The organism is Alcanivorax sp., assembly GCF_040119285.1.
GTDB lineage: Bacteria > Pseudomonadota > Gammaproteobacteria > Pseudomonadales > Alcanivoracaceae > Alcanivorax.
The window spans coordinates 46,691-61,010 of the sequence record NZ_JBEDTY010000015.1 but is presented as its reverse complement, the minus strand read 5'-3'; the positions used below and the strand labels follow the sequence as shown (position 1 = coordinate 61,010).

The window sequence follows — 14,320 nt, the reverse complement described above, 5'->3', positions numbered from 1 at the left end:
CAAGGCCAAGTTCCGCTTATCGGCCAGAATGGCATGTACTCGGGAGGTTGGGTGACCAAAAAATCAGTAGTTCAATAGGTTGAGAGTGTTTTTGCGCTATTTTTCGCGTTTGTCTGCCAGCCCTCAAGTGGATCGAACAAACTCTCGGACCACTCTTCCTGGATGGGGATACAAGGCGTGTTCATTTGTTCGAGCTTCTGCTTGACGTGAACGACGGATTGAAAAAGGCAGGTAATAACACACAATTTACAGGTCATTGGTGCTGGATCATCGGCTGCGCAAACTCCGACGACCGCGCTAGCGGCCTTACATACATGTGTGAAGATTATTATCACAGAATAAGGGGCGGTGTTATCCCGCTCTCTTCCAGAGCCCAACGGGCGCGCCATATATCTGAACTCCGCTCAAGCACCAGATAGTTGCGTTCCGCAATATAGCGCGACTTCTGACCGGGGATACATGGGATTCGGATCGGACACGCCTTGAGCGGCGATTCACCAAATTGTGCAAGGGCCCCCAGAATTCGTGCCCACACCCTTGGCGGGGCGCGATGCGCAATGCCCGAGGCAACCAGCTGGTGTAACCAGCGACCGGCGCCGAGCTTCATCGTGGCACGCGTCGCCAGGTGGATTTCCCCCGAAAGCACCGTGACATCATGGCCGTTGGCAAGCGCCATGTCCCGGATCACCCGAAGCATATCGCACCATTCGTCACGGTGAGCGCGGCTTTGCCACTGATCGCGCAGATCGTCCTCGTATTTCTGCATTTTGGGGATGGCGACCATCAGAGCCTCAAACACCGACAGGCGTGGACCCAGCAACGGCACGCTGGACATCAGGAACGTGTGACCCTGCACCGGGGTCGAGGCCTCAGCTCGAATCATCTTCCAGCCGCCGTCCCCCATTACCTCGTGGCGCGTACGCTCCGACCTCATATCAGGTGCAAGGAGGCGCAGACCGGCTGTGCGAACACTCCAGCCCAGATGCAGCCCGGCAGGATCGTGGAACCGTTCAGGCAGATCACCATCTACTGCGGCATGCTGAAAGGTCAAAAAACTCTCGCGGGCAACATCAAACAGGATTTGGCCGACCGGTGTGTCGGTCTTCGACCCCGGTAGCGATCCCCAGCCATCGCAAATATCGTGGTCGTCCCACTGCATGAGAGACGGCACGCGCGCGGCGATCCAGACAAATTCCGGCGCACGATAAAGCGCCACGTAGCGCTCCAGGAAGCGTTCGCGCAAATAATGGCGCAAATCGGCAAGATCGGCGCGCGAAGGATCCTTGGGGATATGTTCGGGCCAGTCCTCGCTCAGGGGGTGACCCTCGGTGACTTGGTCAGCATAGACCTGATCGCCACCGTGCAGCAGCAGGGAAAACGGCGCGTTCCGGTGATCTTCTGTCAGGCGTGCCCACATCGCATTGCGCTCGGACCCTTCGCGCTCCAGATCGCCGATTTGCTCGCCGTTGCAGGACACATAGGCGATCCGTATATCGCCTCGAAAATCACTTGCCAAGGAGTAACTTTGGCCGTTCCAGGCATAACAGGACGAGCGGTTTGCGGGCAGGTCGAAGCGTGCTCGCCAAACGGTCATATGATCGTATTCCGCGAGGATTTCCGCTGTATGTACGCCGTGGACCGTTTCGATTGGCTCCGGGCACTCGCCATTGTCCGCAATGAAAAGGACAGAGAGCCGTAACACATATTTCTCGACATGGTCGAGAAAGAGAAGCGGTCCGGTCATGACCGGAGGTTCGGATGTCATGCGCAAGGTGGTTCCGATCAGTCTTCGGGCACTACTGTCGCCGTTGTCCTCGTCGCAGGACAGCGGGTATTGCAATCAGCGCGATCAGCCCTGCAACCCAAACCAGCAGAACGACCGTCTTGACAAGAAAATGAATCGATCCACCCGCCCAGCCGAGCAGCCCCTCAATATTGGCCGCATCACGTAAAGCCGTGGCTTCCTCCCCAAGGCCAAACCACTTCGCAAGCCCCGCTCCGGTATCGGCCAGTGGCCCGGCTGCACCGGAGATCCAGGAGAGGACCGGATCGACCAGCCACCAAGCGCCGAGCGAAAGCGCAGACCATATGACCAGCCCGGCCACGATGACCGAGGTCGGAATATTCAGCACCGGCAGGGCTCTGCGTTCGCGATAGCCGGAATGGTCATCGCCCTCATAATACCCACCCATGTCGCGATACCGTCTGTGTTTGGGTCGCCGGAAAAGATGATGTCCCATGATTTGCTTCCTCTAAGGGTGACGTTCACCTCCGCCAACACAACGTATCGCATCCTGGCCTACCAGATGACTGCGGGGGATGCAAAGCGCAAGGTGAAAGTCCAGACGTAAGGAGACTGCGCCGCAGTGACTCCAAGCAGGCCCATGTCCACCCGTATTTGCTGCCTGCAAAGGCTATCTAATCAAAAATTTCCGACAACCAGGACTTGCGGCGATACCCATGTTTGCCATGGCCTCCATGCTTGCCGTAACCGCCGTGCTTGTCATAGCCTCGGGGTTCTGGCTCGCGACGTGGTGGCTGCGCCAGTTCTACGGCACTACGCTCGATGATCTTGTCCAGCTCCCCCCGGTCCAGCCACACGCCCCGGCATTTGGGGCAATAATCAATTTCCACACCTTGTCGATCGGCCATCGTCAGATCAACACTCTCGCATACTGGACATTTCATGAGCTTCTCCTTTAGGTCAATCATCAGGGAAATCATAGTAGCACCATACTCACACCCCTTCACACTTGGGGCAACTAATCAAAATATTCTCCAGCATGTTATCGGCACCAACCATGATTAATTGGTGTGCCCAGAAGCCCCCTGCCCCCATTGAGCAGGTGATCTATTATCTGTTGTGAATCAAGGGGCAGTCTAGGTATCCTGTATTTTCGGTCAATACCGATAATTCGACGCGGATTATTCCCACACGGATGAGGTCGCGCCCCATGCAGCCACGCTGTTGCCGGAAACCACGATCCAGCTCTTTGACTTCATGTAAAATTGTGCACCTGCCATTAATTTAAGTCTGGTGTTGCACCACAAATAGAATTCCGAGGGCGAGAGACCAAGCATAGAGTAAGCTGAATACAGCAGATACACCTTTATACATAGACACCAAACGAGGTCGATCCAATGAGTCATGACCATGTGCATATGCGCCCAGAGACCAAGGATAAACGCGTTGCTATCGCCATCTGGGCGAACGGGATCCTGACCCTGGCTCAGATTGGGGGAGGTATCTTTGCCGGTAGTCTCGCCCTTATCGCGGACGCCTTGCATAATTTTTCAGACATGGCATCACTCGTCATCGCGTTCGCGGCGCAAAAAATTGCGCGCCGCCCGGCTGACGCAAAGATGACCTTTGGCTATGGACGCATTGAAGTGGTTGCAGCCCTCATCAACTACACTACCTTGATCATTATCGGGTTCTACCTGATTTACGAAGGTGGCATGCGGATAATCGATCCTCCAGAGGTAAAGGGCTGGTGGGTCGTCTGGCTTGGTGGCATCGCCCTGGTCGTGGATGCATTAACGGCGTTACTCACGTATTCGATGCAGAAAGGCAGCGTCAATATCCGTGCACTGTTTCTTCACAATCTGTCGGATGCACTGGCGTCGGTCGCCGTGGTTATTGGCGGGGCGCTTATTTTACTCTACGACATGCGCTGGGTTGATCCTGCCATCACCATCGGCATCGCGGGCTACATTCTCTACCTGGGTCTGACAGAAATCGGCGGTACCATCAGAACACTCATGTTGGGTAGCCCGGTGGACATCGATACCGATGCCGTCATTGTTGCCCTGTCCAACATCGAAGGCGTTATCGATCTTCACCATGTGCATTTTTGGCAGATGGGCGAACACGATGCCTCGCTGGAAGCTCATGTGATTATCGAGGAAAGTGCATGGGATCAGCTTGAGAATATCAAGTACAGGATAAAACAGGCTCTGGCGCAGGAATTCAATATCAGTCATTCGACACTGGAATTCGAACACCCGGACCACATGCACAAGGATACCCACACCTATGGGCATGGTTAAGAGAGATGTTCTCCGCAAGCACCGGCGAGAGCGGAGACTATTTCAATAGGCCGCCCAGGCGCGGAATTCTGCCGACATGAATCCGAGCAGCGAGAAAGAGCCAGAGACTAATAGCGCAGTTGCAGAATACGCCGGGCGCCATTCAGCACAATCAGCCCGATGATCAGACCAATGACCAGGTCGGGATAACGGGAACCCGTCCAGGCGACCAATACACCGGCGACGATAACCCCCACATTGGCGATGACATCATTAGCGGAAAAGATCCAACTTGCTTTCATGTGTGCGCCGCCGTGCCGGTTTCTTGCGATAAGCACCAGACACCAGACGTTGGCCGCCAGGGCCACAACACCAAAACCCATCATTAACGCGGATACAGGTTCGCTGCCGAAGACAAATCGCCGCCCGACTTCAGCCAGGACTCCCAGCGCCAGAATCAACTGCAGCCAGCCTGAAAAATGCGCCGCGCGCAGCTTCATCCGCACACTGTGTCCAACGGCATACAGTGCCACGCCGTAGACGGCGGCATCAGCAAACATGTCTAAAGAATCCGCGATCAAGCCAGTGGATTGCGCCAGCCAGCCTACCGTCAGTTCAATCACGAACATAACGCCGTTGATGGCCAGCAACCACTTCAGAATACCGGCTTCGACCTGGGCGGTTGCCTCTTCCTTCTCCCTGGCCAGGACTAAATCCTCTTCCCCCACCGGGGTGGTTTTTTCGAGCGTGGCACCCAGCCCCAGGGAGCGCATCCTCTCCTCGATGGCAGCCCCATTGTCGCCATGGAATACCCGCACCTTCCGATTCGGTGTATCGAACTCCAGTAAAACCCGGGGCTCAATACTGTCCAAGGCCATGCGGATCATCCCCTCTTCCGACGGGCAGTCCATTTTTGGTACCCGGTAGTCACTGACATAGCCATGTTGAAAAGCCGTATCAGTATTCGCTATCCCAGAGGCGGGGACATTGGCAATCTTCGCGCTCTGGCAGCCGTCATTGCACGGGTCAGACATTGAAAAGCCCTTGTGGATGTACAGACGGTCACTATAAACTCTATAATAACTATAGAGTCAATCGGAATATTGAGAGATGATAAAAATCGGCGAACTGTCGAAAGTGACTGGCTGCTCCGTGCAAACCATCCGGCATTATGAAAAGGAACAATTGATTGCCTCCGCAGAACGCAGTGAAGGTAATTTTCGCCTGTACGGTGAAGCTGCCGTTGAGCAATTATTGTTTATCAAACACTGTCGGAGCCTGGATCTCAGTTTGCCGGAGATCCGGCAATTATTGGGATTAAGCCGTTCCCCCGGCGCACAATGTGATGATGTGAATCGGATGATGGATAGGCGTATCGAGCAGGTGGAGGCGCGTATCCAGGAGCTCACCAGGCTGAACGAGCAACTGAGAATGCTGCGCCGCAGCTGTTCAAACCGTCGGACAGTGGAGCAGTGCGGCATATTGCGGAATTTGTCGGCTACTCCGGTTTCGAGCGGGTGACACCCGGTTCCAAAAACTCTCCTGAACGTTCTGCAACAGGGGCATTTTTCCGCTGCCTTCTCGCCAGCCCCAGAAAGACCAGGAAAACCACCAGTACCGACAATTGCGCCATGATCCCCTGCCAGGTGGATTTGACGCCGACCCAATCGAATTCAAAACTGACAGGCAATGGGGTAATACCGATAATATCCGCTTCCTGAAGTGCCGACATCGCCTTACCCATGAGGATAAACGCCAGGGCCAGCAACAGGTAGGTGGTGACGGAAAAGAATCTGGCAATGGGTAATTTCACTGAATAACGCACCAGCAACCCGGCCAATACGGCCAAGAAAGCAGTACCGGCTACAAAGCCGCTGAATACGGATGAATATTGAGCGGCTGCAGCCTGGGTCAGCAGCGCCTGATAAAACAAGACCGTTTCAAAGACTTCACGATAAACCGCAATAAATGCCAGCAGCGCAAGACCCCACAGGGTACCCGCAGTCAGGTGGGAGTTGATGTGCTGCTGGATATAGGCCTGCCACTGGGCAGCATGGGTTTTACTGTGCATCCAGATGCCGACATAGAGCAACACGACCGCCGCCAAAAGGGCCGCAACCCCTTCCATGACTTCGCGGCTGGCGCCGCTGATACTCACCAGGGACTGCGCGGCAGCCCAGGTCGCAACACCGGCCACCAATGCCGTTACCCAACCCAAATGCACATACCGAAGTCCGTCACGCCGACCGGTTCGCACCAGCACAGTCACCAGGGCAATCACCACGAGCAGGGCTTCGAGCCCCTCCCGCAACAGAATAACCAAGCTGGCACTGAACAGGGTCGCATTGGACAAGGTAGATTCCGAAAGCAATCGATCCGCATCATCCAACCTTGCCAGCGTCCGGCTCACAGCGCTTTCCACCTCACCCGGGGACTGTGCCTGCTTCAATAATTGCCTTATCGCCATCATATCGGCTTCGAGCGTCTGGCGAAGTGCTTTATCCTGCGCATCCAGGCTGTTTTCGACCAATTCAAAGCCATCCAGATAAGCACTGACCGCCAGTGCTTGTGCTGTCTGATAATCGCCGCGCTGGTGCGCCTCTTGTGCTAGCAGCAGTTGGTCGCGGGTGATTTTCAGAGGATTGGTCGTTTCCTGGAATAACAGTTCTGGCTTTGCGCGCAACCGTTCGATCCCCTTCTGCGTCATCTCCGGATGTTCTGCAGCGAGTTGCGCCGGCGTGTGGTTAACCATCTGTGACAAGGTGACGCTGGGTGCCTCGCCTGTAACTTCAGAGCCGGATTGGAATGCCAATCCGCCGACATGGAACGCCAGCGACCAGCGTTCCTCTTCCGTCAGTTGGGTAAATGCCGGCATTGCGGTATCGTCTATGCCATTGGAGATGGCGTCGTACAGGCCCAGAAGTGACCGGTTCAAGGCTCGCTCTTTGCTGGTGAAATCGGTTGGAGCGGGCTCCAGCTGTTCGGCCATCACACCATCGCCCCCACCGGCTGCGCCATGGCAAGAAGCGCACTGGCTCTCATACAACCCTTTGACGGTCGCTTTCGACAACAGATGATCCGGCAGGGACGACTGCGGCATCAGTGCCAACAACGTACCCCGCAGGCTGCCGCTCATTTGCCGAATTGTTTCAATAGCCTGTTTGTTCTGGATGGCTTCCTGTAAAGCCTTGGCCTGATCTGTCAGGTCGCCAGCGTCGGCTGATTTATCCTGAATCTCAGAAATATTCGTCACAATGAGCTGGGAGAACTCCAGCATTTCCTGATATTCACCGTCATTGACCACATGGCCATCTTTGACGGCTTCCACGTAATCCACAGCAATGTATTCGGCCAGCTGTGCCAATTGACGCATCTGAGCCCAGCCGTCATCACTCATCTCGGCCTGACTAGTCGCTGGAAGCAAACACGATAAGCCCAGCAGCAGTACTGAGACATTCAAAACAAATTGCTTCGGGCTTATAAAACGGTATATCCAGTGCGCCTGCATTAACGAGATCTCTACTTGGCTTGTTGCTAATGATAATTAATCTCAATTCTAATGCCTATGGTAGCTATAGAGTCAAGTGTGTGACTGGTTTGTTGGCATTCCTGACAACACGGCTCCTGTCGGCACACGGGATATCCTTCTGCCTCCATTGAGCTGCTCTCATAACCAGTCGTACCCGCAGTCCGGGGCCGTGCAGAATGGCATTACGGTGCGTATCTTCTGTCGGAGCAACCTCACGCATCGCACTCCTCTTGCGTTTGTACACTGGACTGGTTGAGATACACCAGCATGATCATCCTGATCTTCACGGCGACCCCGGACAATGCGATTCTCTAGGCGCCAACAGATTATCGATTTCTTACAAAGTGGATCCTAGCTCTTGGGCTCATTTCATGAAGAAGACCCGCTTCAGAGTGGCTTTTGGGTTGGTGCGGTATCCTTAAGCTGGCTTTAGCGGCTGTTCGATAAGCCCGAGGCGTTCGTAATAACGAATAGTTTCGACACTGACCCGAGCTGCTTGTGCCAGTTTACCGATGGTCAATTGACTCATCACTTTCTCCCGTAGCACTCACCTCTACATCAGCCATGCTGGGTAAACTGATCGTGAAGCGCGTGACGCCGCGTTCGGAGATCACCGCGATGTTTCCTTCATGGGCCTCGACTATGGACTTGACGATAGCCAGCCCCAAGCCAGCACCTTCGCTTTGGCGTTGCCGGGAAGGATCGACCCGGTAAAACCGGTCGAAAATCCTGAGCAAATGCTCGGCTGGAATTTCTGGCCCCGGATTCTGTACGCTGAGTAACGCCCTACCCTCGCCCGATGAATCCAGACGGATCAGCACACTTCTTCCCACTGGTGTGTGGCGTATTGCATTGGACAGCAGATTGGACAATGCGCGACGCAGCATAGCGCGGTCACCTTGTATAATCGGTGCCTTTCCTTCCAACACCAATTGGATGTGCTTTTCCTCCGCCAGGGCCTCGAAAAAATCGAACAGCTCGCGCACTTCCCGAGCCAGATCCAGCGGTTCCCAGACAGGCTTGAGCAGGCCGTGTTCGCTCTGGGCCAGCCAGAGCATGTCGTTGACCATTTTGGTCAGGCGCTCCTGTTCTTCAAGATTCGAGTAGAGCAGTTCGCGATATTCTTCCAGGCTTCTGGACTTACCCAAACCCACCTGGGTCTGGGTGATCAGGTTGGTCAAAGGCGTGCGCAATTCATGGGCAATATCGGCGGAGAAATAGGATAGTCGAACGAAGCTGTCTTCCAAGCGGCCAATCATATGATTAAAGGAACAGACAAGGTTTTGCAGTTCCCGGGGAACGGTGTTAGGGTCTAGACGCACATGAAGGCGATCCGCCTGAATATCACTCATTGTCGCACTCAGCTCGCGCAAGGGCGCGTGCCCCTGGTGCACGCCATACCAGGCCGCCAGGAGAGTGATGGCCCCTGCCGCCACCATGATCAACCACAAACTGCGACGAAAACTTTCCAGGAAGTGGATGTGGAAATCCATATCGATGGCAGCAACGATGCGATAATCCTGGCCCGCGATGCGGGTATGAGTGATAGTGCCACGGTAGGTTTTGCCGTCAGTTTGCCAACTGTAAAGCTTGTCTACCTGAATGCGGCTCACAGGAGAATAGGCGTTTGCTTGTGGCAAAGGTCCACCCTCCTCAGGACCATAGACCAAACGCCCCGCATCATCCCACACTTGAAAGTAGACACCATGGTGACCAGAAACAGCTCGCGCAAGGGCGCCCTCCGGAGCCGAGTCCCGATCTTTCGCCGCTTGTAGAGCGCCTTCAACAGCACGAGTAATCACCACCAACTCGTCGGCATCCTGTTCAGCAAAATGGCGCTCTACCTCCTTTAGCACCAAATGGCCAATCATCAGCAAGCTCAAACCGATAGCGACCGCGACAAACAGCATCACACGGCTGTTGAGTGACAGTGGTCGTCTCCGGGCAAGGCTAACCTTCGTCATGCTCGTCCTCGACCTCCAGTTTGTAACCCATACCGCGCACAGTGTGAATCAGCTTGGGCTCATAATCGTCGTCGATTTTTGCCCTTAGGCGCCGTATGGCCACATCAATGACATTGGTGTCGGAATCGAAGTTCATGTCCCACACCTGGGAGGCGATCAAGGAGCGCGGTAATACTTCGCCCTGCCGCCGGACCAACAGCTCCAGCAAACAAAACTCCTTGTGGCTGAGATTGATCTTGCGGCCGGCGCGCGTGGCCCGGTGACGCGGTAAATCCAGCGTGAGGTCAGCAACTTTGATCTGGTCGGTCATCACCGGCACAGTACTACGACGCAACAGAGTGCGCACCCGGGCCAGCAGCTCGGCAAAGGCGAAGGGCTTGACCAGGTAATCGTCAGCACCCAACTCCAGACCCTTTACGCGGTCATCCACGCTATCACGGGCGGTCAGGAACAGCACTGGTGTTTGACGGCCGGCCTCGCGCAATGACTGCACAATGCGCCAGCCATCCACATCCGGCAGCATGACGTCCAGCACCAGCAAATCAAAGGTCTCTGTCATCGCCAAATGATGACCGTCGAGGCCATTGCGCACCAGCGTGACCATAAAACCCGCCTCGGTCAGTCCCTGCTGTAAATAATCGCCGGTCTTGATTTCGTCTTCGACCACCAATAGCCGCATCGTTGCCCTGCCCCGTAGTTTTCAGAATGGGTTTGGAGACAGCCTAAGCTCGGCTAACCCACAAGAAGATGACGGCCAGATTACAACTTTGTCATTTTTAAGTCATGCGGGTGACAGGCTCGGCTCGCTAGTATGCGGAGTCAGAACGTGTAACAACCATCACTTATTCGAAAAGAGATTGACTCATGACCCATGATTTCCCCCGACCCAAGCAAGCCTGGCAACTCAGTCGCCGCCGCTTCGTACAGGGACTTGCAGCCGGTGGCGTGCTGGCCGCCACACCGTCATGGTTGCAGGCAGCCGTAAACGGCGCGACCGCGCTGGGCTCAGCACCAGTGTTCAGCGGCCGAGAAATCGATCTGGTGATCGCCGAAACACCCGTCAATTTCACTGGCGTCACGCGCACGGCGACTACTATCAACGGTTCCATCCCGGCACCGACGTTACGGCTGCGGGAAGGCGATGACGTCACCATCCGCGTCACTAACCGCCTGCCGGTCGCCACCTCCATTCACTGGCACGGGATATTGCTGCCCTATCAAATGGATGGTGTACCCGGCATCAGCTTCAATGGAATTGCCCCGGGGGAAACCTTTGTTTACCGCTTTACGCTTCAGCAGAGCGGCACCTACTGGTACCACAGCCACTCCGGCTTTCAGGAGATGACAGGCATGTACGGCGCCCTGATCATTGAACCACGGGCAGGCGAAAGACACCGCGCCGATCAGGATTACGTGGTACAGCTTTCAGACTGGACCGACGAAGACCCGATGCGCGCCTTCAGCAAACTGAAAGTGCAAAGCGATGTCTACAACTTCAATCAGCCCACCTTTTTCGATTTCACAGCCGATGTCTCCAAGCTGGGCTTACAGGCGGCACTGGAAAAACGCCAGATGTGGAACCAGATGCGGATGAACCCGACCGATCTGGCGGACCTGTCGGCGGCGACCCTCACCTTCCTGATGAATGGCACCACTCCGGCGGGCAATTGGAACGGGTTGTTCCAGCGCGGTGATCGCGTACGGCTGCGGTTTATCAATGCCGCCAGCAATAGCTTTTATGATGTTCGCATTCCCGGTTTGAAGTTAACGGTGATCCAGGCAGATGGCCAGGATGTCGAGCCGGTCACTGTGGATGAATTCCGCTTTGGCCCCGGCGAAACCTACGATGTCATGGTCGAGCCCCAGGACGACGCTTATACGATCTTCGCCCAGAGCATGGAACGCAGCGGTTACGCCCGCGGCACCCTGAGTGTGCGGCAAGGTTTAACAGCGCCTGTGCCAGAACCCGATTCGCCCGAGTGGTTAACCATGAAGGATATGATGGGAGCAATGGGTGGTAGCGCCATGGGCCACGACATGATGAAAATGGACTCCATGGGCCAAACCAAGATGGATCATTCCCAAATGTCCGGCGGTATGGCCATGGACCACAGTATGCAGCAGGGTTCTGACAACTCGCTTGTCAAACCTTCATCTACCATACACCACGCCCGAACCGAATACGGGGCTTCGGTTGACCAACGGGTGGATACGCCAAGTACCAATCTCGACGACCCCGGTATTGGCCTGCGCAACTTAAGCCAGCGTGGGCTGCGCCCACAGGGACACCGCGTGCTGACGCTGGCCGACCTGAAATCCATCGATGGTGTACTGGATGACCGCCGCCCGCCAGCGAGGGAGCTGGAACTACACCTCACCGGCAATATGGAACGCTATAGCTGGTCCTTTGACGGACTGGAGTTCGGCAAAAGCACACCGGTCTCCATGCGCCACAATGAGCGCGTTAGAATCATTCTGCAAAACGACACCATGATGACCCACCCCATGCACTTACACGGTATGTGGAGCGAACTGGAAACTGCCCAGGGCGAATTGCGGGTTCGCCGCCATACCATTCCAGTGCAACCGGCTCAACGCATCAGCTACCTGACTACACCTCACGATTTGGGTCGTTGGGCCTGGCATTGCCATTTGCTGTTTCATATGGATGCGGGCATGTTCCGCGAGGTGGTGGTGTCATGAGGCTGATTGCGATAAAACCCCTGACTATTCTGGCTTTTACTGTCGGTGCTTTTCCGGTGAGTACCGTACTGGCGCAAATGGATCACATCGAAATGCAAATGCAGGGCGGCAGCGCTCCTGCCGATGCCCGCGATCCCCATGCTTATTCCGACGGTTACACCTTGACCGAAGGGCCCTATGCACAGCCGGGGCCACGGCAACTGAAACTGGCGGACGAACACGCTTTCTGGTCCATTCTGGGTGATCGCCTGGAGTATCAGGAAGATAGCGATAGCACGGTTTACGATGTCCAGGCCTGGTATGGCACCACCTACGACCGCTTTGTCATCAAAGCGGAGGGTGATATCGCAGACGGCACGCTGGAAGAGAGCTCAACCGACCTGTTGTGGGGGCATGCATTTAACGCCTTTTTCGACACCCAGCTCGGTGTTCGACTCGACCAGTTTAACGAAGGCAAGGACCGTCAGTGGTTGGCATTCGGTGTACAAGGCCTGGCGCCCTACTGGTTCGAGGTGGATGTGACTGCCTATGTGGGCGACGACGGTCGAACCGCGCTCTCCGCCGAATCCGAGTACGAGTTGCTGCTGACACAGCGACTCATCTTGCAGCCCCGTGCGGAACTGAATCTGTATGGTAAGGATGATGCAGAAAACGGCCTGGGGTCGGGTCTCTCGGATCTCGCGGTGGGTTTGCGCCTGCGTTACGAATTCAGCCGCCAATTCGCGCCCTACATCGGTGTGGAATGGACAGACGCTTATGGCGACACAGCCGATTACCGCCGCGCAGCAGGCGAAGATACCTCAGATACCCAATTCGTCGCGGGGCTGCGATTCTGGTTTTAGTAATCACCAAATTGATACAGAAACTTTTCAAGCACCTATGAGGAGCACCTTTATGAAAATGAAAACACTAGCCACTGTCATCGTGTTCGCCACACTGGGCATCGCTTTCTCTGCACAGGCCCATGAACCTAAAGAACATATGAAAGACGCTCAAAAACCGGATTGTACCGCCATGAAAAATATGGATCACAACAAGATGGATATGAATGATCCGGTGATGCAGGCCATGATGCAGCAGTGTAAGAATAACATGCATCAAGATAATCGAGCTTCCGGAAACGCAAACCAAGAAAACGGCGGACTGGAAGGACACACCGCGAATGATGAATCGATTGAACACAAACACTGACGACCCACGGTCTATCATTTCGAGCGATATTGCTAAGATTCAAACCGGATGGAGATGTCATGGCCGCTTTCAAATTTCTAACCTGTGGTAAATGTCTGCTTATCGCAGCAGCGATATCGATCATTGGCGGTCTGGCGTTTTTGTATTCCGGACTCTATCCAATAGGCGCCGACGTTCCCCACAATCGGCTGACCTACTGGCTGCTGGAAACCTTGCGTGAACGTTCCGTCGCACGCGCCGCCAGTGACATTAAGGTTCCTAGCGAACTAAACGCACCGGAGCGGTTACTGGCAGGTGGCGCCGACTACAATGATATGTGTGCAGGGTGCCATCTGAAGTCGGGCAGAACCGAAACTGATTTCACCCTGGGGCTATACCCCGCACCACCCAATTTAACACTACCGGGTGATGAACATGGACACGACCATGCGGGTAACACCGATAATGACGACGAAGCCATTAAGCGACAATTCTGGATTATTAAACACGGCATCAAGGCCTCGGGCATGCCCGCCTGGGGAACGGGGCATGACGACGAACGTATCTGGAACATGGTAGCGTTCCTGCAGCGATTGCCGGAATTATCTTCCGCTCAATACCAGATACTTACCGCGCGCGGGCAAGACTCGGAAGGACACGGTCACTGACGAAGTATCTCAGGCTATCCTGCGCTAGATCACCCCACAACCATCAATAATACGAGGAGAGACATTTGCATACCTTTGAGGACGCTTTGAAGTCCATCCTGGCAAGTGGTGCTTTGGGCTACTATTGTGCTCTTTCTTTTCCTTGAAGCAGTTATGGCCCGGCATCCAGTTTACACAGTTTCGCTCGCCATGCTGTCCGCCTGTATCGTCAACGGTCAATGTCGTGCTGATCGCTGGCAGCCCATGATGTCCGGGGC

Annotated in this window: 14 protein-coding genes; 6 read left to right on the top strand and 8 right to left on the bottom strand. The window is 55.1% G+C overall.

All coding sequences use genetic code 11. The features are described from left to right. Positions 1-331: 331 nt before the first annotated feature. The 3 genes from ABNH10_RS04905 to ABNH10_RS04895 all read right to left on the bottom strand — a co-directional run bounded on the left by ABNH10_RS04905 (position 332) and on the right by ABNH10_RS04895 (position 2,688). Positions 332-1,765 carry an alkaline phosphatase D family protein gene (locus tag ABNH10_RS04905; RefSeq protein ID WP_047012793.1) on the bottom strand — a complete coding sequence of 478 codons (1,434 nt, stop codon included), beginning with the start codon at positions 1,763-1,765 and terminating at the stop codon, positions 332-334. 31 nt (positions 1,766-1,796) lie between these two features. Beyond that, positions 1,797-2,240: a hypothetical protein gene (locus tag ABNH10_RS04900; RefSeq protein WP_039882014.1), complete on the bottom strand. Its 444-nt coding sequence runs from the start codon at positions 2,238-2,240 to the stop codon at positions 1,797-1,799. 178 nt (positions 2,241-2,418) lie between these two features. Continuing rightward, a complete protein-coding gene (locus ABNH10_RS04895) occupies positions 2,419-2,688 on the bottom strand; it encodes a TFIIB-type zinc ribbon-containing protein (RefSeq protein WP_273034641.1) in 270 nt (89 codons plus the stop codon). Between the two features lie 453 nt (positions 2,689-3,141). Between ABNH10_RS04895 and ABNH10_RS04890 the strand changes: the two genes are divergently transcribed. Then, positions 3,142-4,050 carry a cation diffusion facilitator family transporter gene (locus ABNH10_RS04890; protein WP_288368187.1) on the top strand — a complete coding sequence of 303 codons (909 nt, stop codon included), beginning with the start codon at positions 3,142-3,144 and terminating at the stop codon, positions 4,048-4,050. A 107-nt stretch (positions 4,051-4,157) separates the two neighbouring features. Here ABNH10_RS04890 and ABNH10_RS04885 read toward each other — a convergent pair whose 3' ends face one another. Further along, entirely contained in the window at positions 4,158-5,063 is a 906-nt protein-coding gene (locus ABNH10_RS04885) for a cation efflux transmembrane domain-containing protein (protein ID WP_339854617.1), read from the bottom strand. Between the two features lie 76 nt (positions 5,064-5,139). On the opposite strand from ABNH10_RS04885, the gene cadR reads away from it, so the two are divergent. Beyond that, a complete protein-coding gene (gene cadR / locus ABNH10_RS04880; RefSeq protein ID WP_288368188.1) occupies positions 5,140-5,550 on the top strand; it encodes a Cd(II)/Pb(II)-responsive transcriptional regulator in 411 nt (136 codons plus the stop codon). Here cadR and ABNH10_RS04875 read toward each other — a convergent pair. The 4 genes from ABNH10_RS04875 to ABNH10_RS04860 all read right to left on the bottom strand — a co-directional run bounded on the left by ABNH10_RS04875 (position 5,528) and on the right by ABNH10_RS04860 (position 10,201). After that, a complete protein-coding gene (locus ABNH10_RS04875; RefSeq protein WP_288368189.1) occupies positions 5,528-7,489 on the bottom strand; it encodes a cytochrome c/FTR1 family iron permease in 1,962 nt (653 codons plus the stop codon). The genes cadR and ABNH10_RS04875 overlap by 23 nt on opposite strands. 487 nt (positions 7,490-7,976) lie before the next feature. Beyond that, on the bottom strand, positions 7,977-8,087 hold the full coding sequence (locus tag ABNH10_RS04870; RefSeq protein WP_231580283.1) for a MerR family DNA-binding transcriptional regulator: 111 nt from the start codon (positions 8,085-8,087) through the stop codon (positions 7,977-7,979). Then, positions 8,065-9,522 (bottom strand): Cu(+)/Ag(+) sensor histidine kinase, encoded by a 1,458-nt coding sequence (locus ABNH10_RS04865; protein WP_288368190.1) that lies wholly within the window; start codon positions 9,520-9,522, stop codon positions 8,065-8,067. The genes ABNH10_RS04870 and ABNH10_RS04865 overlap by 23 nt, the downstream gene beginning before the upstream one ends. Continuing rightward, positions 9,509-10,201, bottom strand: coding sequence for a heavy metal response regulator transcription factor (locus ABNH10_RS04860; protein WP_288368191.1), 693 nt, complete (start codon positions 10,199-10,201; stop codon positions 9,509-9,511). The genes ABNH10_RS04865 and ABNH10_RS04860 overlap by 14 nt, the downstream gene beginning before the upstream one ends. Before the next feature lie 185 nt (positions 10,202-10,386). Between ABNH10_RS04860 and ABNH10_RS04855 the strand changes: the two genes are divergently transcribed. From ABNH10_RS04855 to ABNH10_RS04840, 4 genes are read left to right on the top strand one after another with little or no spacing between them, the layout of a single operon-like run. Next, positions 10,387-12,225 carry a copper resistance system multicopper oxidase gene (locus tag ABNH10_RS04855; protein WP_288368192.1) on the top strand — a complete coding sequence of 613 codons (1,839 nt, stop codon included), beginning with the start codon at positions 10,387-10,389 and terminating at the stop codon, positions 12,223-12,225. After that, positions 12,222-13,067 carry a copper resistance protein B gene (locus tag ABNH10_RS04850; RefSeq protein ID WP_288368193.1) on the top strand — a complete coding sequence of 282 codons (846 nt, stop codon included), beginning with the start codon at positions 12,222-12,224 and terminating at the stop codon, positions 13,065-13,067. Before ABNH10_RS04855 ends, ABNH10_RS04850 begins: the two co-directional genes overlap by 4 nt. A gap of 52 nt (positions 13,068-13,119) precedes the next feature. Continuing rightward, entirely contained in the window at positions 13,120-13,416 is a 297-nt protein-coding gene (locus tag ABNH10_RS04845) for a hypothetical protein (RefSeq protein ID WP_288368194.1), read from the top strand. Positions 13,417-13,475: 59 nt separating this feature from the next. After that, positions 13,476-14,063: a c-type cytochrome gene (locus ABNH10_RS04840; RefSeq protein WP_288368195.1), complete on the top strand. Its 588-nt coding sequence runs from the start codon at positions 13,476-13,478 to the stop codon at positions 14,061-14,063. Positions 14,064-14,320: the final 257 nt, after the last annotated feature.

What these genes read in the sequence shown, in the direction of transcription:
- ABNH10_RS04905 (WP_047012793.1), bottom strand. Translation starts at nt 1,765, where the DNA reads ATGACATCCGAACCTCCGGTCATGACCGGACCGCTTCTCTTTCTCGAC.
- ABNH10_RS04900 (WP_039882014.1), bottom strand. Translation starts at nt 2,240, where the DNA reads ATGGGACATCATCTTTTCCGGCGACCCAAACACAGACGGTATCGCGAC.
- ABNH10_RS04895 (WP_273034641.1), bottom strand. Translation starts at nt 2,688, where the DNA reads ATGAAATGTCCAGTATGCGAGAGTGTTGATCTGACGATGGCCGATCGA.
- ABNH10_RS04890 (WP_288368187.1), top strand. Translation starts at nt 3,142, where the DNA reads ATGAGTCATGACCATGTGCATATGCGCCCAGAGACCAAGGATAAACGC.
- ABNH10_RS04885 (WP_339854617.1), bottom strand. Translation starts at nt 5,063, where the DNA reads ATGTCTGACCCGTGCAATGACGGCTGCCAGAGCGCGAAGATTGCCAAT.
- cadR (WP_288368188.1), top strand. Translation starts at nt 5,140, where the DNA reads ATGATAAAAATCGGCGAACTGTCGAAAGTGACTGGCTGCTCCGTGCAA.
- ABNH10_RS04870 (WP_231580283.1), bottom strand. Translation starts at nt 8,087, where the DNA reads ATGAGTCAATTGACCATCGGTAAACTGGCACAAGCAGCTCGGGTCAGT.
- ABNH10_RS04865 (WP_288368190.1), bottom strand. Translation starts at nt 9,522, where the DNA reads ATGACGAAGGTTAGCCTTGCCCGGAGACGACCACTGTCACTCAACAGC.
- ABNH10_RS04860 (WP_288368191.1), bottom strand. Translation starts at nt 10,201, where the DNA reads ATGCGGCTATTGGTGGTCGAAGACGAAATCAAGACCGGCGATTATTTA.
- ABNH10_RS04855 (WP_288368192.1), top strand. Translation starts at nt 10,387, where the DNA reads ATGACCCATGATTTCCCCCGACCCAAGCAAGCCTGGCAACTCAGTCGC.
- ABNH10_RS04850 (WP_288368193.1), top strand. Translation starts at nt 12,222, where the DNA reads ATGAGGCTGATTGCGATAAAACCCCTGACTATTCTGGCTTTTACTGTC.
- ABNH10_RS04845 (WP_288368194.1), top strand. Translation starts at nt 13,120, where the DNA reads ATGAAAATGAAAACACTAGCCACTGTCATCGTGTTCGCCACACTGGGC.
- ABNH10_RS04840 (WP_288368195.1), top strand. Translation starts at nt 13,476, where the DNA reads ATGGCCGCTTTCAAATTTCTAACCTGTGGTAAATGTCTGCTTATCGCA.